Annotated in this window: 19 protein-coding genes and 1 pseudogene; 9 read left to right on the forward strand and 11 right to left on the reverse strand. The window is 36.5% G+C overall.

The annotated features are described in order from the left end of the window. Positions 1 to 84 precede the first annotated feature (84 nt). The 7 genes and pseudogenes from ACEYOS_RS14575 to ACEYOS_RS14605 form a co-directional block, all read right to left on the reverse strand. Positions 85 to 1,314, reverse strand: a complete 1,230-nt coding sequence (locus ACEYOS_RS14575) for a DUF2254 domain-containing protein (protein ID WP_373709491.1) — start codon at positions 1,312 to 1,314, stop codon at positions 85 to 87. Between the two features lie 10 nt (positions 1,315 to 1,324). Further along, complete coding sequence (locus ACEYOS_RS14580) at positions 1,325 to 2,239, reverse strand: mechanosensitive ion channel family protein (protein WP_373709492.1); 915 nt, start codon at positions 2,237 to 2,239, stop codon at positions 1,325 to 1,327. A gap of 37 nt (positions 2,240 to 2,276) precedes the next feature. Continuing rightward, positions 2,277 to 3,101 carry an alpha/beta hydrolase gene (locus ACEYOS_RS14585; RefSeq protein ID WP_373709493.1) on the reverse strand — a complete coding sequence of 275 codons (825 nt, stop codon included), beginning with the start codon at positions 3,099 to 3,101 and terminating at the stop codon, positions 2,277 to 2,279. Between the two features lie 172 nt (positions 3,102 to 3,273). Next, a pseudogene (locus ACEYOS_RS14590) lies at positions 3,274 to 4,038 on the reverse strand (META domain-containing protein). Positions 4,039 to 4,452: 414 nt separating this feature from the next. After that, complete coding sequence (locus tag ACEYOS_RS14595; protein WP_373709494.1) at positions 4,453 to 4,953, reverse strand: peptidylprolyl isomerase; 501 nt, start codon at positions 4,951 to 4,953, stop codon at positions 4,453 to 4,455. A gap of 305 nt (positions 4,954 to 5,258) precedes the next feature. Then, complete coding sequence (locus ACEYOS_RS14600; RefSeq protein ID WP_373709495.1) at positions 5,259 to 7,373, reverse strand: DNA topoisomerase 3; 2,115 nt, start codon at positions 7,371 to 7,373, stop codon at positions 5,259 to 5,261. 183 nt (positions 7,374 to 7,556) lie between these two features. Continuing rightward, complete coding sequence (locus ACEYOS_RS14605) at positions 7,557 to 8,447, reverse strand: M23 family metallopeptidase (RefSeq protein WP_373709496.1); 891 nt, start codon at positions 8,445 to 8,447, stop codon at positions 7,557 to 7,559. A gap of 206 nt (positions 8,448 to 8,653) precedes the next feature. Here ACEYOS_RS14605 and ACEYOS_RS14610 point away from each other — a divergent pair, with 206 nt between their 5' ends. From ACEYOS_RS14610 to ACEYOS_RS14645, 8 genes are all read left to right on the forward strand, one after another. Beyond that, a complete protein-coding gene (locus tag ACEYOS_RS14610; RefSeq protein ID WP_373709497.1) occupies positions 8,654 to 9,676 on the forward strand; it encodes an NAD(P)H-dependent glycerol-3-phosphate dehydrogenase in 1,023 nt (340 codons plus the stop codon). Then, complete coding sequence (locus tag ACEYOS_RS14615; RefSeq protein ID WP_373709498.1) at positions 9,676 to 10,344, forward strand: hemolysin III family protein; 669 nt, start codon at positions 9,676 to 9,678, stop codon at positions 10,342 to 10,344. The genes ACEYOS_RS14610 and ACEYOS_RS14615 overlap by 1 nt, the downstream gene beginning before the upstream one ends. Before the next feature lie 207 nt (positions 10,345 to 10,551). Beyond that, a complete protein-coding gene (gene mqo / locus ACEYOS_RS14620; RefSeq protein WP_373709499.1) occupies positions 10,552 to 12,057 on the forward strand; it encodes a malate dehydrogenase (quinone) in 1,506 nt (501 codons plus the stop codon). A gap of 51 nt (positions 12,058 to 12,108) precedes the next feature. Further along, positions 12,109 to 12,498 carry a hypothetical protein gene (locus tag ACEYOS_RS14625; RefSeq protein WP_373709500.1) on the forward strand — a complete coding sequence of 130 codons (390 nt, stop codon included), beginning with the start codon at positions 12,109 to 12,111 and terminating at the stop codon, positions 12,496 to 12,498. Between the two features lie 49 nt (positions 12,499 to 12,547). Further along, a complete protein-coding gene (locus ACEYOS_RS14630) occupies positions 12,548 to 13,165 on the forward strand; it encodes a DUF1684 domain-containing protein (protein WP_373709501.1) in 618 nt (205 codons plus the stop codon). A gap of 76 nt (positions 13,166 to 13,241) precedes the next feature. Then, complete coding sequence (locus tag ACEYOS_RS14635; protein ID WP_373709502.1) at positions 13,242 to 14,051, forward strand: glucose 1-dehydrogenase; 810 nt, start codon at positions 13,242 to 13,244, stop codon at positions 14,049 to 14,051. A 273-nt stretch (positions 14,052 to 14,324) separates the two neighbouring features. Next, positions 14,325 to 16,973, forward strand: coding sequence for a glucosidase (locus tag ACEYOS_RS14640; RefSeq protein ID WP_373709503.1), 2,649 nt, complete (start codon positions 14,325 to 14,327; stop codon positions 16,971 to 16,973). A gap of 49 nt (positions 16,974 to 17,022) precedes the next feature. Beyond that, the gene (locus ACEYOS_RS14645; protein WP_373709504.1) at positions 17,023 to 17,178 is read left to right on the forward strand and encodes a hypothetical protein; all 156 of its coding nucleotides are present in this window, start codon (positions 17,023 to 17,025) and stop codon (positions 17,176 to 17,178) included. On the opposite strand, the gene mtaB is transcribed toward ACEYOS_RS14645, so the two are convergent. From mtaB to ACEYOS_RS14660, 3 genes are all read right to left on the reverse strand, one after another. After that, on the reverse strand, positions 17,179 to 18,528 hold the full coding sequence (mtaB, locus tag ACEYOS_RS14650; protein WP_373739331.1) for a tRNA (N(6)-L-threonylcarbamoyladenosine(37)-C(2))-methylthiotransferase MtaB: 1,350 nt from the start codon (positions 18,526 to 18,528) through the stop codon (positions 17,179 to 17,181). A 126-nt stretch (positions 18,529 to 18,654) separates the two neighbouring features. Then, positions 18,655 to 19,236: a hypothetical protein gene (locus ACEYOS_RS14655; protein WP_373709506.1), complete on the reverse strand. Its 582-nt coding sequence runs from the start codon at positions 19,234 to 19,236 to the stop codon at positions 18,655 to 18,657. Between the two features lie 95 nt (positions 19,237 to 19,331). After that, complete coding sequence (locus ACEYOS_RS14660; RefSeq protein WP_373709507.1) at positions 19,332 to 19,922, reverse strand: DUF1572 family protein; 591 nt, start codon at positions 19,920 to 19,922, stop codon at positions 19,332 to 19,334. 248 nt (positions 19,923 to 20,170) lie between these two features. Here ACEYOS_RS14660 and glgP point away from each other — a divergent pair, with 248 nt between their 5' ends. Then, positions 20,171 to 21,829 carry an alpha-glucan family phosphorylase gene (gene glgP / locus ACEYOS_RS14665; RefSeq protein WP_373709508.1) on the forward strand — a complete coding sequence of 553 codons (1,659 nt, stop codon included), beginning with the start codon at positions 20,171 to 20,173 and terminating at the stop codon, positions 21,827 to 21,829. Positions 21,830 to 21,938: 109 nt separating this feature from the next. On the opposite strand, the gene ACEYOS_RS14670 is transcribed toward glgP, so the two are convergent. Then, a complete protein-coding gene (locus ACEYOS_RS14670; protein ID WP_373709509.1) occupies positions 21,939 to 23,627 on the reverse strand; it encodes an APC family permease in 1,689 nt (562 codons plus the stop codon). Positions 23,628 to 23,701: the final 74 nt, after the last annotated feature.

Below are 23,701 nucleotides of genomic sequence, written 5' to 3' on the forward strand. Positions count from 1 at the left end.
GAAGAAAAAAGTTAATCAATTTTAATAGCGATACCACTTTAAAACTGAAGAGAAATCATTGCAATAATGACGATTTCAATTTCATCAAATTAATGATGTTTGATGCTGTTTGATCTTAAGAATCCATTCATCGAACAGAACACTAAAAAGATGTCGATCATCCTGAGTTTTAATTTGGGTCAGCATATCTAAAAAAGTCGCTTGAATGGCTCCGTCATCTTTTCCGTAATTCCAAATTGGTTGGAGACAGCGTTCAAATAATTCAATAAAATCTGAGGTCGGTAAATAGATGACCACCATATTATCAGAATTTTCAATGAGTTGCGGTAACTGTTGATACAATCGGTAATCGAATAAGGCGAAAAGTGCATGCAGCGCCAAAACGGCTGTTCCGGGATCATTAATTCCAGGACTTAGTGCTTTGATGGCGACTTCTGACAACTGTCGAAAACCATAATCAGGATTTCGGTCAATCGGTTGTCCAGTGTAGAAGTCTGCACAATCTGCGATTTCTTTAAGAGCGTCGTCGCTAATTATTTCGTTGCTATGGATTTTCATGCAAGCAGTTCCTTTAATTACAAACTGTCCCGGCGGAATTAGAAAGCTAACCTGAACTTCATGTTTTGTCGCCAGTTCCAATAATCGTTTTTCATTAAATCCTTGAAAATAATCTGATTTTTGAGCAGATATAATTTTTGATGGTGAACTTAACCACGCTGGTTTCTCGGACTGAACTTCTTTAAAATCAGCCTCCATGTTTTTAAAAGTTTGTAAGCGAACACGATCAATAACAGTTTCGTACTTTACGGTTTGCGTGACATAATCTAAAAAATAAATGAACAAAAAGATATCAATTACCGTTAATAAAATCAGGACATAAATACTAAAAGCCGGTACATAGATCCCACTTGAAATGTCACGAATAGTACTCAATAAAAACAAAGCGTAAACAATAGTACCGATATAAATCCCTAAAATAACTTGCTGAAACCGATTCTCGATCATGCTGTTCAACACGCGGTTGCTCATTTGCGAGGCGGCCTGATTTAATACAATCATCACCATCGAAAAACTAAAAACCGTCAATGAAATTATTGCTCCAGCTACGGTGGAGATAATAGTTCTCGCTGTGCTGGCATCTTTTAAACTCAACCAACTCAATCCTGATTTTATTTCTTTGCCATAATCTGAAAAATCAAAAACCAACATTCCCCAGGACAGCGCCAGAAAGCCAACAGCGATCAATGCGGGATAGAAAGCAATGCTTTCGATCATTTTATTGTAATAAATTCGGATGCCTTTACTGAAACTCATTTTCTATGGATTATCTGTTAAGAGGATAGTCGTCTTTCGTATTTAAAATATCGATTGGGAAAGGCTTTTTAGAATCGTACCATTTGATTTCCTGAATATCAGACGGAAGTGAGAAACCTTCTTTCATCAAAACTTCTTTCACGAGTCTGATGATTTCACTTTTAATTTCGAGCACGCCTTTTTTATAATCCAAAGTATCTGCCCAGAAATAGGTGCGAAGGTTTACCGTACTTGTTGCCAATTCTTCGACGACGGTAAAGGGTTCCTTTTCTTTAATCATGGTTGCTGTCGGTTTGATGGTTTTAAAAATCAGCGAAATTGCTTCGGTGATATTATCTTCGTAGGCAATCCCAACGACAAAGTCGAGCCGTATTTGTCCGTCGCGTGTGAAATTGGTTACTGGTTCTTTGACAACGATAGAATTGGGCAGAAAAACATCTTTCTCATCAAAAGTTTTAATATGCGTGGTTCTAAAGTTTAAAGCTTTAACATGACCTGTAAAATCCCGAATCTGAATGGTGTCATCTAAACTGAACGGTCTGTTGAAAGCCAAAATTAATCCGCCCAAAAAATTCTCAGCAATATCTTTAAAGGCAAATCCAAAAATGAAAGCCGAAATTCCGGCACCTGCGAGTAAACCTTTAGCAACACCGCTTAAACCCATCGTTTGCATGGCAAAAATAATTCCGATAATGATGAGGATCACTTTAGAAGTCTTGCTCAGAAAATTGACGAAAAGAGGATCGTGATCAGCATTTAGAAATCTTCTTTTAATTAATTTGGAAAGGTATTGGGCGATATAATAAAACACCACTAAAATAATTAGTGCCAGCACAATGCGCGGTAAAGATTCTACCAAACTGTTCCAATAGTTGATAATGGAATTTTGTAAACCCGGAATAAAACCAATAGGATTATCTTTCATAGACTGAAATTTAACCTAAAGATAAAAAAACAAATAACTATTTGCTGTTTTGCTCCATAAAGTTTTTGGTTTCTATAAAGCGGTCGCTCCATGGCCAAAAATATTGCAGAATCATTGGGATGTGTTTCTTATTTAATACAATAGGTGCTACCTCTGGTTGAAATTCGTGTAGCTTTTTAATGAAATGGTCGTTCGCAGTGGTAATCGATGGATAGGTTTTACTTCCAACATAAATTAAAAACGGCGGTGAATTTTTATCCAGAAAATTAATAGGAGAGGCTTGATACCAGTTATCGGGATTCTTACTCCAGGTTGCGATATAGTTATCTTCCGAGGTGGGAGGATATTTCTCTAAGTAATCTTTCATGTCAATTCCGGCACCGTCATTCAAAATGATTCCGGCAACTGACTTTAGAGAAATCTTAAATTTCGGATTTAAAACCGCTGAAGCGACCAACTGTGCACCAGCAGAATGTCCCGTTACAAAGAGATTCTTTTCATCGCCATGGTAAGTTTCTATATTCTTTTGAACCCATGTGATTGCCTGCGCAATTTCAGCCGTCATTTGATCAACATTAGCTTTCGGACTCAAAGTATAGGCTGGAATAACAGTGATGACCTCTTTCTTCGCAAAGTTTCGTCCGAAAAATCCGTATTGGTCTTTATTTCCACTGTTCCAGTTTCCACCGTGAACAAAAAGAAGAACTGGCAACTTTTTGTTTTCAGAATTTTTAGGAACGAAGATATTCAGTTTTAGATCTTCTTTAGTCGCTGATTGTCCATAAACCACATCTTTATATTTTACAGATTGGCAACTCGCCAAAATGAATAAACCCACTCCTAAATAAATAATTTTTCGCATAATTAAAAATACGAGTTTTAGATGGATCTGGTTTGAATTTTTAAAGAAATAATCCAGATTTAATTGAATAAATAGTTACATCTATAATATGATTTTAAAACTAAAAAACCTTGAACAATTAAGTCCAAGGTTTATATAAGTTCAACTTAAAAAATTAAGTTTTTAGTACAATTTACATTGATTCAAAAACAGCAAATACTTTATTAGCAGCATCTTTTAAAATCAACGTGTTATCTTTTACTTGATAATTATTCGCAGTTTTAAAAATGTTTACAAAAGTTTGCTCATTTAATTTAACATCCGGACAAGCTCTCTTAGTCATGACCATATTTGAATCGAAATTAATCGTGTTTTTTCAAGACATAGAATAGGTACCATTAAAAGAATTACAACCTGCAAAACCTGTGATTTTACCACCGCTTCTCAACATGAAACCTTGTTCTTTTTCTTGGTTAGGAGTCATCATTACTTTTTTACCATTCAATTCTTTCAAGCTCCAGTAAGTGTTCAAAGCAGGGTTTTTACTCATCTCTGCGAATACCGCTAGAGGTGCTCTTCTTCCTACGTTCAACATTAACTGTCCGTTATTCATAGTAAAGTTATCCGCCGTTTTCAATACTTCCATTACCTCTTTTTCAACATTCATATCATACGGTGCACACATCATTCTGGTACTTGAAACTTGCGTAAAGTTAATCTGTGTTCCATTCTTTACGGCGTAATTTCCGTTAATGGTGTTACAGCCAGCAAATCCAGTAATTCTGTTATTGGCGTCGAAATCGATAAACACAGGTTTGCTGGTCATGATTTCATTTCCTTCTAAGGAGATCAGTTCCCATTTCTTATTGATGGTTTCTGCAGTTGGAGTCACTGCGTTTGATACTGGTGCGCAACTTGTTACGATTGCTGCAAGAGCTAAAGCTAGTACTGTTTTCATATTGTTTTATTTTAGTAGTTAAAATTTTATTTTGAAAATACGATCTTCATCTGAAAATGTTCTATTAAAGAAAGCATGGAAGGATGTTCGCATTTAGGCTTAGACCTTACAAATGTCAGTCCGAAAAAAATGATAAGAACTTGCTGTAATTGTCAATACGATAATTTTTTAAATTTTATTTCTTTTAATTTGCAGTTTTTTCGGTATTAAATAATTAAAACAATAACATTTTCGTTGTTAGGGTTGTAGAAATTAAAAATTACTTTATTGTTCATTATTTAAAATAAGTGCTATTATTATAACTATTCTGCAATACATAGTAGAATTAATAATTGTAATGTTGTAACGGTTTGGTTTTCGAAACAAAAAAAACTACGATAGATTCGTAGCTTTTATCTTAAGAAAAAATTCTAATTAATGAGCTTCTGTCCCGTCAACGCCATGAGCGTGACCATGCTCCAGTTCTTCTTCTGTTGCAGATCTTGTTGAAGATAGTTCAATATCAAAGTGTAACGTTTTCCCAGCCATTGGATGGTTCAAGTCAACGGTTACAAACTCTTCAGAAACTTCTAAAACAATACCGCTCACATGATTTCCTTGTGCATCTTGTAAAGGCAACATCGCACCGATTGGTGGCATTCCTGATTGCTCGAACATTGCGATCGGCAATTGAGTAGTTGCTTCTCCTATTTTTTCGCCATATCCTTCTTCCGGCGTAATGGTAAATGATTTTTTATCACCTACAACCATCCCTTGAAGTTCTTCTTCAAATTTAGGCAACATCATTCCTACACCATATAAGAAGGTGAAAGGATTGTCAGTTTCTGTTTTTTCAATGAAAGTTTTTTCACCATTTTCTTCGATGGCGTTTAACGTGTAATGTAATGCTACTACGTGATTTTTGTCTATTGTCATGAGATAAATGTTATCAAGGATTTGTAGATCCTCTTATTAAAATTGTATGTTTTAATGGGTAACGCTAGGTTAAACCTATTTAGGTGCAAAGATAATATTTTCAATTAACTTGAAAATTAACTTGAAAATTAAAGAATTCAAAAATAATATTTACTTTACAGCTCAATCCAAAAATATGAAAAATTCTCTTCTACAAAGTTTCCGTAGGAAACCTTAATCACCTTAACTTCTCAATCAAAACCCTAATAGTAAAATTCAATTTTAAATAGCCAAAAATTAAAATCAGAATACTTTTTGGAAATAATTTACTCAGCTTTCAATTCAACTCTAAAATCATCTGTCAGGCGTAAAATTCCTTCAGTCAAAGTTTGGGGATGTTCTGTGAAACCTTTCAGCTTAGAAGATTTTCCTTTAATGATCATATCCTGAATCTGTTTCTCGGTCAGTTTTTTTCCAAAGACTAAAAATGGAACTTTAAATCCACAACCTTTGTAATTGGAACAGCCGATAGCAGTTTTACCTTTCATCAGTTTGCTTTCTTTACACTTTGGACAATCTTGCTCTTCCCAAATTATTGTAGTGATTTTTCTCGGAGTGGGCTCTTTCTTTTCTTTCGGTTTCTCTTCTTCCTGAAAAGAAATGACTTTGGCTTTTTCGTTGATCACTTTTCTGGTAAGCTCCGTCACCATTGCGATCAGCTCTTCTTTAAATTGAGTTGCGTCATATTCTCCACGCTCAATTTTTCTTAATTTAAATTCCCATTCTCCCGTTAATTCTGGACTTTTCAATAATTCATCCTGAATGGTATCAATCAGTTCCACACCAGTTGTGGTCGCGAAAATATTTTTCTTTTTTCGCTCGATATATTTTCGTCTGAACAGAGTTTCAATAATATTGGCCCGCGTCGAAGGCCGTCCAATACCGTTTCCTTTCATCATCTCACGCAGTTCTTCATCATCCACTTGTTTTCCGGCGGTTTCCATAGCTCGAAGTAAAGTAGCTTCTGTATAAGCTTTTGGCGGACTGGTTTTCCCCTGATGAATTAATGGTTTGTGCGGACCTTTTTCTCCGGCTTTAAATTCTGGAATGGTCTGCTCTTCATCTTTATCCTTTTTTTCGGTATCGTCTTTTTCTTTTATGTAAACTTCACGCCAACCCAGTTCCAGAATTTGACGTCCTGTTGTTTTAAAAGGAATCGTCCCAACTTGACCTTCAACTAAAGTATTGGAGATTTTACATTCCGGATAAAAAACCGCAATAAACCTTTTCGCTACCAAATCATAAATGAGTTTTTCTTCTCTGCTTAAACTGGAAGAAGGAGGAATTTCAGTTGGAATAATGGCGTGGTGATCGGTCACTTTGGTATCATCGAAAACCGTTTTCGATTTTGGAATCGGTTGAGCTAAAAGTGGCGCGGTCAATTCTTTATAAAAATTTATTGACTGTAAAATTCCGCTGATCTGCGGATACAAACTCTCGGAAAGATAAGTGGTGTCAACACGCGGATAAGTCGTATGTTTCTTTTCGTATAAACTTTGAATATATTTTAAAGTATTCTCAGCTGAAAAACCAAATTTTCTATTCGCTTCAACTTGTAAAGCGGTCAGATCAAAAAGGCGTGGATTTTTTTCTTTGCCTTCTTTAATTTCAAAAGAGATGATTTCGAAAAGATTTTGTTTTAAATATTCAAGTCCCTTTTCTGCTTTTTCTTTCGTTTTTAAACGGTCGATTGCCGCACTGAAAATGACGTCACGGTATTTGGTTTTCAGTTCCCAATATTCTTCCGTCGAAAATGCATCGATTTCTTTTTGTCGCTGCACAATCATCGCCAACGTAGGAGTTTGAACACGTCCAACCGATAAAACACTTTTGTTTCCACCATATTTTCTGGTAAATAATCGGGTTGCATTAATTCCTAAAAGCCAGTCGCCAATTGCCCGTGCATTTCCGGCCTGATAGAGATTTTGATAATCTTCAGATGGTTTTAAATGAGCAAATCCTTCCTTAATCGCGGATTCGGTTAGGGAAGAAATCCAAAGTCTTTTAATGGGTTTTTTACATTTCGCTTTGTGCAATACCCACCGTTGAATCACTTCTCCTTCTTGTCCAGCATCACCGCAATTGATAACTTCTTCGCAATCAGCAACTAACTTCTCAATGGTTTTAAATTGCCGCTCAACACCAGGATTGTCAATCAGTTTAATTCCAAAAGGTTCTGGAATAATCGGCAGGAAAATAAGGTTCCATGATTTTAGATGCGGACTGTAATCATGCGGTTCTTTCAGCGTACAGAGATGTCCAAAAGTCCATGTTACCCAATAGCCGTTGCCTTCAAAGTAGCCTTGTTTGGGCATGTTTGCTCCCAAAACTTTGGCAATATCTCTGGCAACACTTGGCTTTTCAGCAATACATAAAATCATAGGTCAACTTCATTTTTTGGACGAGCTGCAAATTTGAGTAATTTTTTCTAAACAAAGGGTTGAAATAAAACGAAAATAAAATCCTTCGGTTACGAAAAGATTTAAATTTCTCGTTCTTATTGAAGATTCTAAAAAAAACGCTCCCGAGTATTCAGGAGCGTTTCTATTTTAAATCGATGATCATTAAAAATTCATGAAAAGTTTCGGATTGACCGGCGTATTATTTTTATGAACTTCATAATGAAGGTGAGGACCTGTTGAGCGACCAGAATTACCCGATTTGGCAATGACATCATTAACGTTTACCAAATCATTCGCTTTCACGGCGATGGTTGATAAATGACCATACAAAGTGTCGAGACCATTTCCATGAGAAATAATGACGCAGTTTCCGTAACCGCCTTTAGCTCCGGCGAAGATTACTTTTCCAGCAGCTGCACTGCGAACATCAGTTCCGTACGCCACCGCAATGTCTAAACCTTTATGAAACTGGATTTGATCTTTTTCTGCAGGCATATTATTCTGACTGGCAACTATTGGAGTCACCGTTCTTTTAATCACATTTCCTAAACTGTCTTTCTCTTCAACAACTTTCGGTTCTGCTTTCGGAGACGAAATTGAAGCTAACATGATTTTGGTCGGAATAGGATTAACCCGCTTTCCAAACTGAGAAGAAATATAGCCGTTTGTCGGAATTCCCAGAGGAACCTGTTGAAGTTTAATCTGTAAATCAACCAGGTATTTGCTGTAACGATTCGTTTGCTTTGCTAAATAAACAGCGTTAGAAATACTGTCTTTAGCGAGCATTTCAATCTTTCCATCAGATAAGTTTTTTGAAGCTAAAAAAGAATTTAATTCTCGAACGGTATTATCCACGAGCGTTAGATTGTTTTTCATCTCCAAATAATCGATGCTGTCTTTTTCAGTTTTTATCGGAACTAAATTAACCTGATACGATTTGTCATCTTTTTCAGCGTAAAGCTTACCAATAAATAAAGCCTGAACGAAGATAATCGCCGCAAGTATTCCGAGAATTAAACTAGTGTTTTTTTTACTACTTAAGAAATTTTTCATTTTTAAAGTCTTGGGTTTCAAAAAATTGAGAGTGCAAATTTATAAAATATTTTTAAAAACGTTTTTATTTAAATAAAAGTATGTTAAGAATCTTCTTTCGGTGATTAGAAAACATTTGTTTGCAGTATCTCAGAAACCTTTAATATATTTGTAGAACAGATGCTGATCTGCTCAGAAACCTTTCAATAGGACTTAATTTTTTAATTATGACAAAAAAGAAATCCCCCAAATCGCAAACACAAACTACAACTGTTGGAGTAGTGGGAAGTGGAAGTTTTGCTACGGCAATCGTAAAAATGCTGGTAGAAAATAACAAACTGGTTCACTGGTGTGTGCGAAATGAATATGTGAAAGGTGCGATCGAGCAGCGTGGTCACAATCCTAATTATCTTACTTCCGTTTCTTTTGATCCTAAAAATTTGAAAGTAACAACAGATATTAATGAGTTGGTTTCAGCGTGTGAAGTGGTTGTTTTGGCAACGCCGTCTATTTATCTTTCGGATGCCATGGATAAAATGACCTGCAATTATGAAAACAAAATTTTTGTGTCTGCGATTAAGGGAATTGTACCGAAAGTAAATGATGTTGTTGCGCATTATCTTCGCGACGAATTTAAGATCGGTTTCCGGAATCAAGCAGTTATTGCCGGACCTTGTCACGCGGAAGAAGTAGCGATGGAAAGACTTTCTTACCTTACCATAGCAGTTGCAGAAGATGATGTTGCTAAAAAATTATATGATTTATTTTCATCTGATTTCATTAATGTTCATTGTACCAAAGATATTTTAGGAAATGAATTCAGCGCAATTTTAAAAAATATTTATGCGGTCGGAGCGGGGATTTCAAGTGGTTTAGGCTACGGAGATAATTTCACTGCGGTTTTTGTTTCGAACGCTGTACGCGAAATGGAAATCTTCTTAGAATCAGTTTATGAAGTTCCAAGAGATGTAAATGAAAGTGCTTACTTAGGCGATTTACTAGTAACAGCTTACTCGCTGTTTTCACGAAACCGAAATCTCGGAAATCTAATTGGAAAAGGATATACGGTAAAGTCTGCCATTCAATCGATGAATATGATCGCGGAAGGCTATTATGCAGCAGATTCAGTCTATCACACGTCAAAATCGAAAAAACTCAATACGCCAATTATCGATACCATTTATGGAATTCTATACAAAGAAAAAAACGCGGAAACTGAATTTAAAAAATTAACCTTACTCTTAAATTAGTGAAAACCAAGACTAAATATCCTGTTCATACCTATTCGGTTGTAGAAGAGCAGCTCAATGTTTGGTCTCATTTTTTTGGTTTGCTGTTGAGTATTGGCGGATTGGTTCTTTTAATATTTCGTGCGCTGGAATTGAAAAGTGATCGTGCACTACTTAGTTTTTCAATTTTTGGAGTGAGCATGATTATCCTTTATCTGGCTTCCACTTTATATCATTCCTCAAAAAATCCATTATTAAGATACCGACTGAATATCTTTGATCATGCCGCTATTTATGTTTTAATTGCAGGCACTTACTCACCGTTTGCATTGGTTTCATTGAATGGTCGGGAAGGTCACATCATTTTCGCTGTCGTTTGGAGTATTGCCATTATTGGCATTGTTTTTAAGCTTTTCTTCACCGGTAGATTTGATATTTTATCTACCATTCTCTATGTCGGAATGGGTTGGTTAATTATTTTCAGTTTTAAAAGTCTGATGTATAATTTGGATTTTCACGGACTGGTCTGGTTAATTGCCGGTGGGATTTCCTATACGCTGGGCGCCGTTTTGTACAGCATTCATAAATTGAAATTCCATCATTTCATTTTCCACCTCTTTGTTTTGCTGGGGACTTTCTGTCATTTCGTTGCGATTTACTTCTATGTGATTCCCGTTTCCAGTATTTAAAATTTCATCTTAATTATCCTATTTTTACGTTTGCATTTTTAATGGAGCTCTGATTCTTTTCCAAAAGCGTTCATTTTTCTAGCTAAAAAACTTTTACAACATTGACTTTAAAATTAATCAGAGTAGGCGTTTTAAATAAAATTTAACAATTCTTCTTCCCTCTAAAACAAAACTTTTAACGAAATTCGTTGAACTAAAATATTAAATATGCCTACATCAGCCAATCACAAACCTCTTCAAGCTCATTACGATGTCGTCTTAATCGGTGGCGGAATCATGAGTGCCACGCTCGGTACAATGCTTCATGAACTGAATCCTGATCTTAAAATTGTAATTTTCGAAAGACTTGGTCGGTTTGCGCGCGAAAGTTCTGCCGCCTGGAATAACGCTGGGACGGGACATTCTGCTTTTTGTGAATTGAATTATACGCCGCAACAAGAAGATGGTTCGATTGATATTTCTAAAGCTGAAAGTATCGCTGAACAGTTTGAAATTTCAAAGCAGTTTTGGTCTTATCTGCTTTCTAAAAAATATATTGAAAACCCGAAAGATTTCATCAACTCCTGTCCGCACATGAGTTTGGTGTTTGGAAAAGGGGATGCTGAGTTTTTACGTAAACGTCATGAAAAAATGATTCAGTCTCATCTTTTTAAAGGAATGGAATTTACCGTTGATCACGACAAACTTCGCGAATGGATTCCTTTGATCATGAGCAAAAGAAAAGACAAAGAAGTTCTGGCAGCAACTAAAATGGATCTGGGAACTGATGTGAATTTCGGAACGTTGACCCGGAAATTAGGTCGCTTTTTAGCAGAAGATTCCAACGTCGATGTTTATTTATACCATGATGTAAAAGATATTGATCCGAGAGAGAATGGGAAATGGTGGTTGAAAGTTAAAGATAGATTGCATCAAAATTCTTCTGAATTAACGGCTGATTTCGTCTTCATCGGTGCTGGTGGTTATGCCTTACCGCTTCTTGATAGTTCCGATATTCCCGAAAGTGAAGGTTACGGTGGATTCCCAGTTTCTGGTCAGTGGTTGGTTACGCACAATCCTGGGTTAGTAGCCAAGCATCAAACAAAAGTTTACACGCAAGCGACTGTAGATGCACCACCAATGAGTGTTCCGCATTTAGACTTAAGGATTATCGACGGAGAAAAAGCCTTACTATTTGGACCGTTTGCTGGCTTTTCAACCAAGTTCTTAAAAGAAGGAAGTTATTTGGATCTACCTGAAAGTGTTAATTTAAAAAACATCAGATCATTGTTTGGGGCGTGGTGGCATAATCTACCTTTAACGCAATATCTGGTTCGACAGGTTGCCATGACCAAAGATCAAAGAATGCAGCATTTACGGGAGTTTGTAAAGGATGCAAAAGAAGAGGACTGGCATTTAAAAGTTGCGGGACAAAGAGTTCAAATCATTAAGAAAAATGAAGAAGAAGGTGGAAAGTTAGAATTTGGAACTGAAGTCGTTGTAAACGAAAATGGAACGATTGCTTCCTTATTAGGCGCCTCGCCAGGTGCTTCAACCGCAGTCTGGGCAATGCTTCAAGTTTTGGAAAAATGTTTCCCCGATCAGGTTAAAGGGGAATGGAATGAAAAACTACTGGAAATGGTTCCAACCTATGGTCAGAAATTGGCGGATAATCCCGACCTTACAGAGCAGATCAGGAAGTACACCAAAGAAAAACTCGAACTTCATTATTAGGGAACGTTAGTCGATATTGCGTCTTACTCACTGCTTTTTATTAATTTAAAAATGACCACTATAACTAAACCGAAAATCTCGCCTGAACTCTTGGAAGCGCTTCAGCCAAAGGTTGAAGTAGAAAAACAAGTGATCGTTCATTGTTGTTTTCCGCGAAGTCCGATTGCCGATATGCTTATTCGTATCTGGTCATCTACGTTTTTAATTGATGAAAGCTTGGCACATAAAAGTACGTTGATTCATCATGAAAATATTTCGCTTTTTCCTTATTGGACGGAAGTTCCACCGATGAAAGATTACTGGTTTACCTTAATTTTTTCCGGCTTGCCAAAAGAATGTAAAACGTTTGATCTGAAAGAGGAGATTCCGCAGGAAGGTGGCTTTTGGATCAAGGATATCAAGAGAAATAGCACTGATGTTTATAAAGTAAATATTACTTAAAATTCAGAAAGTCTTTCAATAAAAACCATCAAAAAAAATTGCACTAAAAATGAAAAACTTTCTCGTTCTAATAATCTCCTTGCTGCTGACTTCCTGCGTTTCACAAATTCAAAAAAAAGAAATTGCTGACATCCAAAAATTTCAGCAGGAATTAAATACTGAATACAAAAGTCCCAAGAAAACACCTTTGCGCGGAGACCATTTTACCAATTTCAAAGAACATCCATTTTTTCCGATCAACTTAAAATACAGGATTTCTGCGAAAGTGACGAAAACTGAAAATGCAGAACCTTTTGAGCTTCCAACTTCTTCGGGGAAAACGAAAACGTACCAGGAATATGGCAAAGCTTCTTTTGTTTTAGATGGTAAAGAATTAACATTAACATTGTATCAAAGCTTAGCATTAAGCAAACAAGAAGGTTACGAAGATTATCTTTTCCTTCCATTCCGGGACGCGACTAATGAGATCGAAACTTATGGCGGTGGAAAATACATGGATTTAAAAATTCCAACGGGAAATACCATTATTTTAGATTTTAATAAATCCTATCATCCACTTTGTGCTTACAATGCGTTTGATTATAGTTGTCCAATTGTTCCTCGCGAAAATTTTCTACCAGTACGAATTGAAGCCGGAGTGATGTATGAAGATGTTTATCATCAATAAACTTTCTGAAAATTTTAACGAAGCAGTGCTTCTTTTGGCGTGATACTTTCTCTTTGTTTAAAAATAAAGTCATTACATGAAAATCTCTCTCAAAAACCAGGTCGCTATTATTACAGGATCTTCGAGTGGAATCGGAGCTGGAATCGCAAAATCAATGGCAGAATCTGGAGCTACGGTCGTTATTAATTATCCCTCAGAAAACTCCATCGAAAAAGCAAAAGCAGTCTTAAAAGAAATTACTGATCAGGGCGGAAAAGGGATTGTTTATCAATGCGATGTTTCCAAAGAAGAGGAAGTGATCCAAATGTTTCAGGACGTTGTCAAAGAATTAGGAACGGTTGATATTTTGGTGAACAATGCGGGAATTCAAAAAGATGCAAAGTTTACGGACATGACTTTAGATCAATGGAACGCTGTGATAGGCGTAAATCTAAACGGTCAATTTCTCTGTGCCCGAGAAGCAATTAAAGAATTTCTAAGACGGGGAATTGATCCATCCCGATCTGTCGCCTGCGGAAAAATTATTCATATTTCTTCGGTGCACGAAATTATTCCGTGGGCCGGACATGCGAATTATGCGTCGAGCAAAGGTGCGATCAGAATGTTGATGCAGACTTTAGCGCAGGAATATGGTGCTGACAAGATCAGGGTCAACTCCATTTGTCCGGGTGCCATTCAAACTTCGATCAATAAAAATGCGTGGCAAACTCCTGAAGAATTAAATTCTTTACTCACTTTAATTCCATACAACAGAATTGGTCAGCCAGAAGATATCGGAAACTTAGCGGTTTTCTTAGCAAGTGATATGGCGGACTACATTACAGGCGCAAGTATGTTTATCGATGGTGGCATGACCACATTCGAATCATTTTCTACAGGCGGATAAGTTTCTGTTTTAGAAATGTGATAAAATCTTAAAACAGATGACGTTTTTGCTGAGTATTATTTGGACGCCTATTTCCGCCTTCCGTTCCCGCTATTTTTCTGTCATTAAGATTGGTGTATATTGAAGAACCGAGTTCCATTGAAAGGCAGAAATAGTTTAAATAAAATAAAGACAGAAAAATGAGCTCCACTCAAGTCGGGGCGCGGTTCGCACAAAGTATAAAAATTCGTTTTCGATTTCAAAATTTTTAATTGGTCTTAAAATTCAAATAAGATGACAGAAGAAAATAAAAGATTACCCGATATTACCTGGAAAAAATGGGGTCCGTATGTCAGCAATCGGGAATGGGGCGTAGTTCGTGAGGATTACAGCGCAAACGGTGATGCCTGGAATTACACCAACCACGATACTGCAGAAGCGAAAACTTACCGTTGGGGCGAAGAAGGAATTTGTGGGATCTCGGATGATGAACAGCTGCTGTCATTTTCTTTAGGCGTTTGGAATAAAAAAGACAAAATGGTTAAGGAGCGTTTCTTTGGTCTTACGAACGGTCAGGGAAATCATGGGGAAGATGTGAAGGAATATTACTATTATTTAGACAATACGCCCACGCATTCTTACATGAAGATGCTTTATAAATATCCACAGAATGCTTTTCCTTATGAAGATTTAATTACTAAAAATGCAGAAGCCGGAAAGCTTAATCCAGAATATGAACTCATTGATACAGGCATTTTTGATCAGAATGAATACTTCGATATTTTCATTGAATATGTGAAATCTTCACAGGAAGATATTCTGATTAGAATAACAGTCACCAACAAATCTTCCACTGAAGCACCCCTTATTCTTTTGCCCACAATTTGGTTTAGAAATACCTGGAGTTGGGGTTATGATGATTATCGTCCTCAATTAAATGATTCTGACTCTAACCAAATTAAAATAGATCACCAAAAATTGACCATTAAAAACCTGTACGCAAAACAAGCGGATCAGGTTCTTTTTTGCGATAACGAAACTAGTAACGAGCGTTTATTTAAATCGAAAAATTCTGGAAAGTTTTGTAAAGATGGCATCAACGATTTCATTATTAATGGAAATAAAAACGCGGTAAATCCCGAAAAGAAAGGAACGAAAGCGTCATTCGTCATTGAGGAAATGATTCAGGCAAAAGAAACTCAGGTTTTTGAATTCAGATTGTGTGATCAGGATCTAAATCAGCCATTTGAAGATTTTGATGAAATTTTTAATACTCGAAAAACGGAAGCCGATGAGTTTTACAAAGAATTACAACAAGGCATTAAAAGTGATGACGAAAAGTTAGTTCAGCGACAAGCTTTTGCTGGAATGTTGTGGAGTAAACAATTCTATCACTACAATATTGCAAAATGGTTAGAAGGCGATCCCGCTGAGATTACGCCGCCAAAATCCAGAAAACGTATTCGAAATGAAGAATGGGAAAATTTTAATTCCATGAACATTATTTCGATGCCGGATAAGTGGGAATATCCGTGGTTTGCAACGTGGGATTTGGCCTTTCATACTTTAAGTTTTGCCATTTTAGACTCCGATTTTGCAAAGCAGCAACTAAAATTATTAACGCTTGAATGGTTCATGCATCCCAATGGTCAACTTCCGGCTTATGAATGGGATTTCAGCGATGTTAATCCGCCTGTTCATGCTTGGGCGGCTTTTAGGGTTTTTAAGATTGATGAGGTAGAAAAAGGAAAACCAGATCTTCAGTTTCTGGAAGGCGTTTTTCAAAAACTATTGATGAACTTCACTTGGTGGGTTAATAAAAAGGACAATAACGGTAATAATATTTTCGAAGGTGGATTTTTGGGTTTAGACAATATTGGAATTTTTGACCGAAATGAAAAGTTGCCTTATGGTGAGCATTTAGAGCAGGCAGACGGTACAAGTTGGATGGCGATGTTTTCTTTAAACATGATGCGTATTGCGTTGGAGCTGGCGCTGTATAATAAAGTCTATGAAGATTTAGCAACCAAATTCTTTGAACATTTTTTACATATCGCCAACGCGCTGGACAATATGGGTGAAAATGATTTTTCATTGTGGGATGATCAGGACGAGTTTTTCTACGATGCTTTACAGCTGAAAGATTGTAGCAGTATGTTCATGAGAATTCGCACGATTGTAGGCTTAATTCCAATGTTTGCGGTAGAGGTGATCGATGAAGAAATGCTCGATAAATTACCGGCGTTCAAAGAAAGAATGAGTTGGGTTTTAAAAAATAAACCAAAGCTCGCCTCTCTTGTTTCGCACTGGGAAACGAAAGGAGAAGATTCTAAGCATTTGCTTTCTTTGCTAAGAGGTCATCGCTTGAAAAAGCTATTAGAAAGAATGTTGAATGAAACTGAATTTCTGAGCGATTTCGGCGTTCGGGCTTTATCAAAAGAATATGAAGAGAATCCTTTTAAAATTAATTTAGGCGGTACAGATTACACGGTAAAATATCTTCCGGCAGAAAGTGACAGCTATATGTTTGGCGGAAACAGCAACTGGCGTGGACCGATCTGGTTTCCGATTAATTTTCTGATCATCGAAAGTTTGCAACGGTTCTTCTTCTATTACAGTCCTGATTTTAAAGTGGAATGTCCAACCGGAAGCGGAACCTATTTAAATTTAAATGAAATTGCAGAGTTTCTGGGCAAACGTCTGGCCAATATTTTCCTGGAAGATGAAAACGGAAAACGCCCTTTCAATGGACAATATCCAAGATTTCAGGAAGATGAAGATTTCAAGGATTATATTTTATTTTACGAATATTTCCACGGAGATAATGGGCGTGGAGTAGGCGCTTCTCATCAGACTGGCTGGACTGGTTTGATCGCGAAAATTTTGCAGCCTCGCTTTACGGAAATGAAAATGGTACAAGCACAAACCGAAAGTCCGACCTAAAACGGTTTAAATTTTGTTGAAGTAATTCCGAACATAAAAAATAAAAGTTATGGAACCTTCAAAGAAAAATAAACCCGCACCAATTGTAATTATCGGAATTGCAGCAGTTGTAATTGCCATTATTTCTTACTTCGTATTGCTCGCGTTTTTCCCTGACTTATTTCAAAGTCTGCCTACAGGAGAAGCACAACCAGTGACGAATTAATTAAACTTTCGCAAGAAAATTTTCAAAAGCGGCGAGCACAGAAACGGTTCCGTCGCTTTGTATTTTATGGAGTTTCAGATATTCAATTTCATTTACGGAATTAATATCGAAAGGTTTTTGAACGCGCACGTAATTTTCGGTAAAGCCGAACATCAGCCCATTTTTGTTTTCATGTTCCCACAATACTGGAAGTGTTTTCCCTAACTGGATTTGGTAAAACGCCATTTTCTTTTTCTCCGAAAGAATTCGCAACATTTTATTTCTACGTTTTCTTTCAGGGATTGGAATTACGCCCTTCATTTCTACCGCTTCGGTATTTTCTCTTTCAGAATAAGTGAACACGTGCAAATAGGAGATCGGTAATTCGTTCAGGAAGTTATAAGTTTCTAAAAACTTTTCTTCCGTTTCACCAGGGAAACCTACAATTACATCAACTCCAATACAGGAGTCCGGCATCACTTCCCGAATCTTTGCAACTCGGTCAGCATACAAACCGCTCATGTAACGGCGCTTCATTTTCTTCAATAAATCATCGCTTCCGCTTTGTAACGGAATATGAAAATGCGGTACAAAACGTTTGCTTCTCGCCACCAATTCGATGCTTTCGTTTTTTAATAAGTTGGGTTCGATCGAAGAAATACGGATTCTTTCAATTCCTTCTATTTGATCCAATTCTGAAATTAAATCCAGAAAAGTATGTTCATGTTTTTTATTTCCGAATTCACCTTTACCGTAATCACCAATATTTACACCTGTCAGAACGATTTCTTTAATTCCTTTTTGTGAAATTTCAGTTGCATTTTTAACCACACTTTCTATGGTGTCGGAGCGGGAAATCCCTCTTGCCAAAGGAATCGTGCAATACGTGCATTTATAATCGCAACCATCCTGAACTTTTAAAAAAGCGCGTGTTCGATCTCCAATAGAATAACTTCCGATAAAGAAATCTGCTTCATCAATCTCGCAAGAATGAATAATTCCATGGCTTTCTGATTTTTCCAAATCATCGAGATAACTTAAAATATTAAATTTCTCCTTTGCTCCTAAAACCAAATCTACTCCTGTAATCGCCGAAATTTCTTCCGGTTTTAATTGTGCATAACAACCCAAAATAACGACCAAACCATCGGGATTAGCTTTCATAGCGCGCTTTACATGAAACTTACATTCCCGATCTGCATTTTCTGTAACCGAACAGGTGTTGATAATGTAAACATGCGCTGGCTCATCAAAACTGACTTTCTGATAACCAGCACCAGTAAGCTGGCGGGCAATCGTTGAGGTTTCTGCAAAATTAAGTTTGCATCCTAAAGTATGAAAAGCGGCGGTTTTTGAGTGTAAGTGTTCCATAATTGAATGGTGCAAATTTAAAGATTATTTTTTTTCTAACATCTTCATTTGAAAGTCAAAAAAAAACCACAACGAGTTGTGATTTTTTCAATGAATAAAATTTAATTTAAATGAAATTTTGTAATCTTATATTTGAATGATTTTTTGATAATTATTTTCGGGCAAGCTCCACGAACATGCTTTGGCTTCGGCAGAAAGAATCGCTATTCTGCGTTTTTCGGTATCAAAAATTCTAACACCTTCTAACTTTAATTTTGGAGTTCTGTAAACATGAATGCTGACGGAAATTCCTTGTGAATTGTTGATGATGGAGTTGATGTCGCTTTGTTGCTCCATTAATAAATCGCCAGTTCTCGCCGTCGCTTTGGAGTCGTACTCGATAAAATTGGAATTTTCACGATAACTTACTTCGGTTAAACTTCCTTTTAAGACTTTAATTTTTGCGTCGTAATTAGAATGGTCGCGGATCGCGGAATTGTTATTGGTTCCCCAAATCTTTAGCGCTGCTACAAATTCATCATGGTAAACCGGAATTCTCATAAAAGTTTCGTTCGGAACTTCTAACGGCGATATTTGAAAAAGCTCATCGAAATCTTTGAACTGAAAAGTGAATAGCAAGTCGCAAACATCTTCGAAACTTAAGCTCTTCTTCGTTTTTAAATCTATTAAAACCTGCTCGAGATTTTGCATTCCACCATCTGTTCTCATGTCTTTTAGTTTGATGGTGTAAAATTAGTCACAACCACCTACAGGATTTTATAAACGGTGGTGACTTTTATCAGAAGTGATTTATGTCAGAATTCTTAAATTTTATAATCATCGCGAACTTCATCGCTTTTCGCATAACAAACTGGTGAAGCATTTTCCTGAATTTCAGAAGGTTCGAGACTTTTAAGTTTCGCAATATCAAAAGGAATAGATTTATTTTTTGCGATGGATAAAGTCTTCCAATTATCATTTTTCAGCATTTTGCCTATAAAAACAATTTGGCCAATATGATAAGGATAATGCGCAAGCTGTCTTAAAACTGCATCTAAAACAGTGTGTTTTTCTCCGCAAATGGCAATCGCGTCGTTCCAGTTTTCTTCTTTAATTTGATTTAACGCGTTAAATAAAACTTGCCAACCTTGGTTCCAGATTTCCATCATTTCAGCTTTCGACTGAATATCATTTTCAAATTCAGAATCGCGGTTTCTCGAGCTTTTTTCGCCGTCTTCCGTTAGAAAATTGGTCCAGCGAGATTGCATATTTCCGGATAAATGTTTAACCAAAGTTCCGATGGAATTGCTTTCATCATTGTATTTCCAAAAAAGCTGTTCTTCCGAAAGTTGATCGAATGTTTTTTCAGTCAGTTCTTTATAGTATTGAAACCTTGTGATGAAGAGATCTTTCATTTTGAAATTTTTAAAGGAAATAGAACTACTCAAATTTACAAAAATCGATCTGAACTTTTTAAAAATTATTCTTAAGATTAACAAAATTGAATTTGTCAGTTTCAGAATATAAAATAAAGATTTTTTATTTCAATTACAACGGAATGAAGCTAAGATGAGATAAGACAGTATTTCTAAATATTAAGGTGCAAACATTTCCTACAAAACTTAAAATCAATACATTTGCACTTCATTTTTAATATATAACAATGGACTTTAAAAACTTTTCGATGCCATACAGCATCAACCCCGTTTACTCAAAAAAAGTGGCCTACTTTTCAATGGAATTTGCCATTGATCAAGCCCTCAAAATATACTCTGGAGGATTAGGTTTTCTAGCCGGTTCTCATATGAAAAGTGCTTTTAATCTCAAACAGGATTTAGTAGGGATTGGTATTTTATGGAAGTTCGGTTATTACGATCAAGCCAGAAATCATGATCAGACTTTACAACCGACCTGGACGCGAAAAATGTATTCTTTTTTAGAAGATACCGGCATTAAGTTTCAAATTGAAATTCATTCTGCACCAGTCTGGGTAAAGGTTTTTTATCTGGCACCAGAAACTTTCCATACAGCACCGATGTTTTTCTTATCAACCGACGTTCCGGAAAACGATCATATTTCAAAAACAATTTGTCACCGTTTGTACGATGCCAATGAATCTACTAAAATCGCACAATATATTTTACTTGGAAAAGGTGGTGCGAAATTATTAGACATGATGAATTTTGAAAGAGATGTTTATCATTTAAATGAAGCACACGGACTGCCCGCAGCATTTTACCTCTTAAAAAAATTCGATGGTGATTTAGCGAAAGTGAAAGAGAAATTAGTATTCACCACGCATACTCCGGAAGAAGCAGGAAATGAGAAACACAATATTTTTATGTGTCACGATATGTCTTACTTTTCAGGCTTGTCAATTGATGAAGTGAAGTCGATTGAAGGTGTAGAAGATGACCGTTTTAACCATTCGCTTTGTGCTTTGCGTATGGCGAGAATTGCCAATGGCGTTTCGCAATTACATGGAGTGGTATCGAATCAAATGTGGAGTAAATATTCCCGTATCTGTGAAATTAAAGCAATTACCAACGCACAGGAATATAAGTATTGGGCAGACAAACCTTTGTACCAGTCGAAAGATGAAGACGATGCTACTTTATTTGATTTCAGAAAGAAACATTTAAAGAAAAGGTTTTTCAAAATCGTAGCTGATCAAACGGGGAACTTATTTGATTCAAATGTGTTTACGATTGTTTGGGCAAGAAGATTTGCAGGTTATAAAAGAGCAGATCTATTGCTTCATGACAAAGAACGATTTGAAAGATTGCTGAATAATCCGAAATATCCAGTTCAGATTGTTTGGGCAGGAAAACCATATCCAATGGATTATGCGGCGATTTCTACCTTTAATGGTTTGGTAGAAGCCAGCAAGAATTATAAAAACGTAGCAGTTCTTACCGGTTATGAATTGGCGTTGAGTAAATCAATGAAGCAAGGTTCTGACTTATGGTTAAACAATCCAAGAGTTCCAAGAGAAGCGTCTGGAACATCTGGAATGAGTGCCGCGATGAACGGTTCCGTCAACTTATCCACCGACGATGGTTGGATTCCTGAGTTTGCGAAACATGGTGAAAACTCTTTCGTGGTTCCAAAAGCAGATTACGACAACATGAGCGTTTATGATCAGGATAATTATGACCTTAATAAATTGTATGAAATTTTAGAAAACGAAATTATTCCAATGTATTATGACCGTCCGGATGAATGGCGTCAAGTACAGCATAACGCGATGGATGATGTGAAAGTTGCCTTTAATTCTGACCGAATGGCAGATGAATATTATAAACAGATTTATATTAACTAAGATATTCAGTTGAATAAAAATCCGTCTTGTTGTATAACGAGACGGATTTTTTTATGATTAATTAAATGCTAAAGTTTTAAGAAAAGTTTTGCTGAGTTAGAAAGTAATTCTAATCTAGATCTCCATTTAGTTCTTTTTGCAATTTGCTGTTTCTATACCCATACGAGAAATAAATCACCAATCCGATGGCAAACCAAACGGCGAACCAGAACCAGTTGTTATGCGTCATTCCTGTTAAAAGATAAAGACAAGAACTTAAGCCCATCAATGGGATCAGCGATAAATTTTTAACAAAAGCCAGAACACAAAGAATCAGATTAATGACGATGAAAAAGAACATCGAGATTCTGAATTCACCTTCGGCGGGATCTCTCCAATCCATTAAATTTTGGAAAAAGGTAGGTTGCCAAAAGTAGAAAAATGCTAATCCTCCCAAGAAAATAATCGGGAATATAATTTTGGAATTGATATAAGGCATATGAAATCTACCAGGCAATTTTTTCTTGGCAGGAAGCAAAAGCACTCCACCACAAACCAGTACGAAAGCGAAAATAGTTCCGATACTGGTAAAGTCTAAAATGAAAGATTTATCGGTAAATAAAATTGGGATTCCGACTACGATTCCAGTGATGACGGTTGCATAAGACGGAGTATTGTATTTTGGGTGAATGGTCATGAATTTCTTTGGCATCAATCCGTCACGGCTCATTGCATACCAGATTCTCGGTTGTCCCATTTGGAAAACTAATAATACGGTGGTGATTGCAATAATCGCAACAAAAGAAACCGTTAGTTCCATCCAAGGAAGATTGGCATTTGATTTTTCAAAGATGAAAGCGAGTGGGTCACCAACGCCATCAAACTTTCTATAATCAACCATTCCCGTTAGAACCAAAGTGAGAATAATATAAATCACGGTGCATAAAACAAGAGATATGATCATTCCGCGTGGTAGATTTTTTTGTGGATCTTTGGTTTCTTCAGACAAGACACTCAAAGCATCAAAACCGATGTAGGCAAAGAAAACGCCTGACACAGCCGTCATCACTCCCGTAAATCCATTAGGCATAAAAGACGCAACCTGTGTTGTTGGATTGATCGGCATCCAGTTATCTACATTTACATAGGCGACTCCTACTAAAATGATTAAAACAATAACCGCCAATTTCATTAAAACCAAAACATTGTTGAAGTTTTTACTTTCACGAACGCCACGGTAAACCAACCAGGTAATTAATCCGTTGATTACTAAAGCTGGGAGATCTAAAATGATCTTTAGGTTTCCAACGATGGGCGCATTTTTCCAGGCATTCAAAAGTTCTTGATTTTCAGACGTACCAAAGAAGGCTTTTTTAGCTTCAGGATAACTACAGGTTAAAAATTCTGGGATATGAACTCCGATTCTTCCCATAAAACTGGTGAAGTAATCTGACCACGAAAACGCAACGTAAATGTTTCCAAAAGAATATTCCATGATCAATGCCCAACCGATAATCCAGGCAATGAGTTCACCAAAACTTGCATAAGCGTAAGTGTAAGCCGAACCTGCGGTCGGAATACGACTTGCAAACTCCGCATAACACAACGCTGTAAAGCCACAGGCAAAACCACAAATGATGTATAAAATGATCACTCCGGGACCGCCACGAAATACGGCTTCTCCCAAAGAGCTAAAACTTCCGGCCCCGATAATGGCAGCAATACCGAAAAATACGATATCCCAAACGCCTAAAACACGCAGTAATCCAGAGGGTTTTTCGCTTGCTGAATATTGTTTTCTTCTGAATAGTTGGTTCATCGTAAATCTTTAATTTACACAAATGTAACAGAAAATTTTAAAAAAGTTAATTTTTCATAACATTTATACTAAAA

Origin of the sequence: Kaistella sp. (assembly GCF_041824135.1) — a bacterium.
In the GTDB taxonomy this organism is placed as follows: Bacteria; Bacteroidota; Bacteroidia; order Flavobacteriales; family Weeksellaceae; genus Kaistella.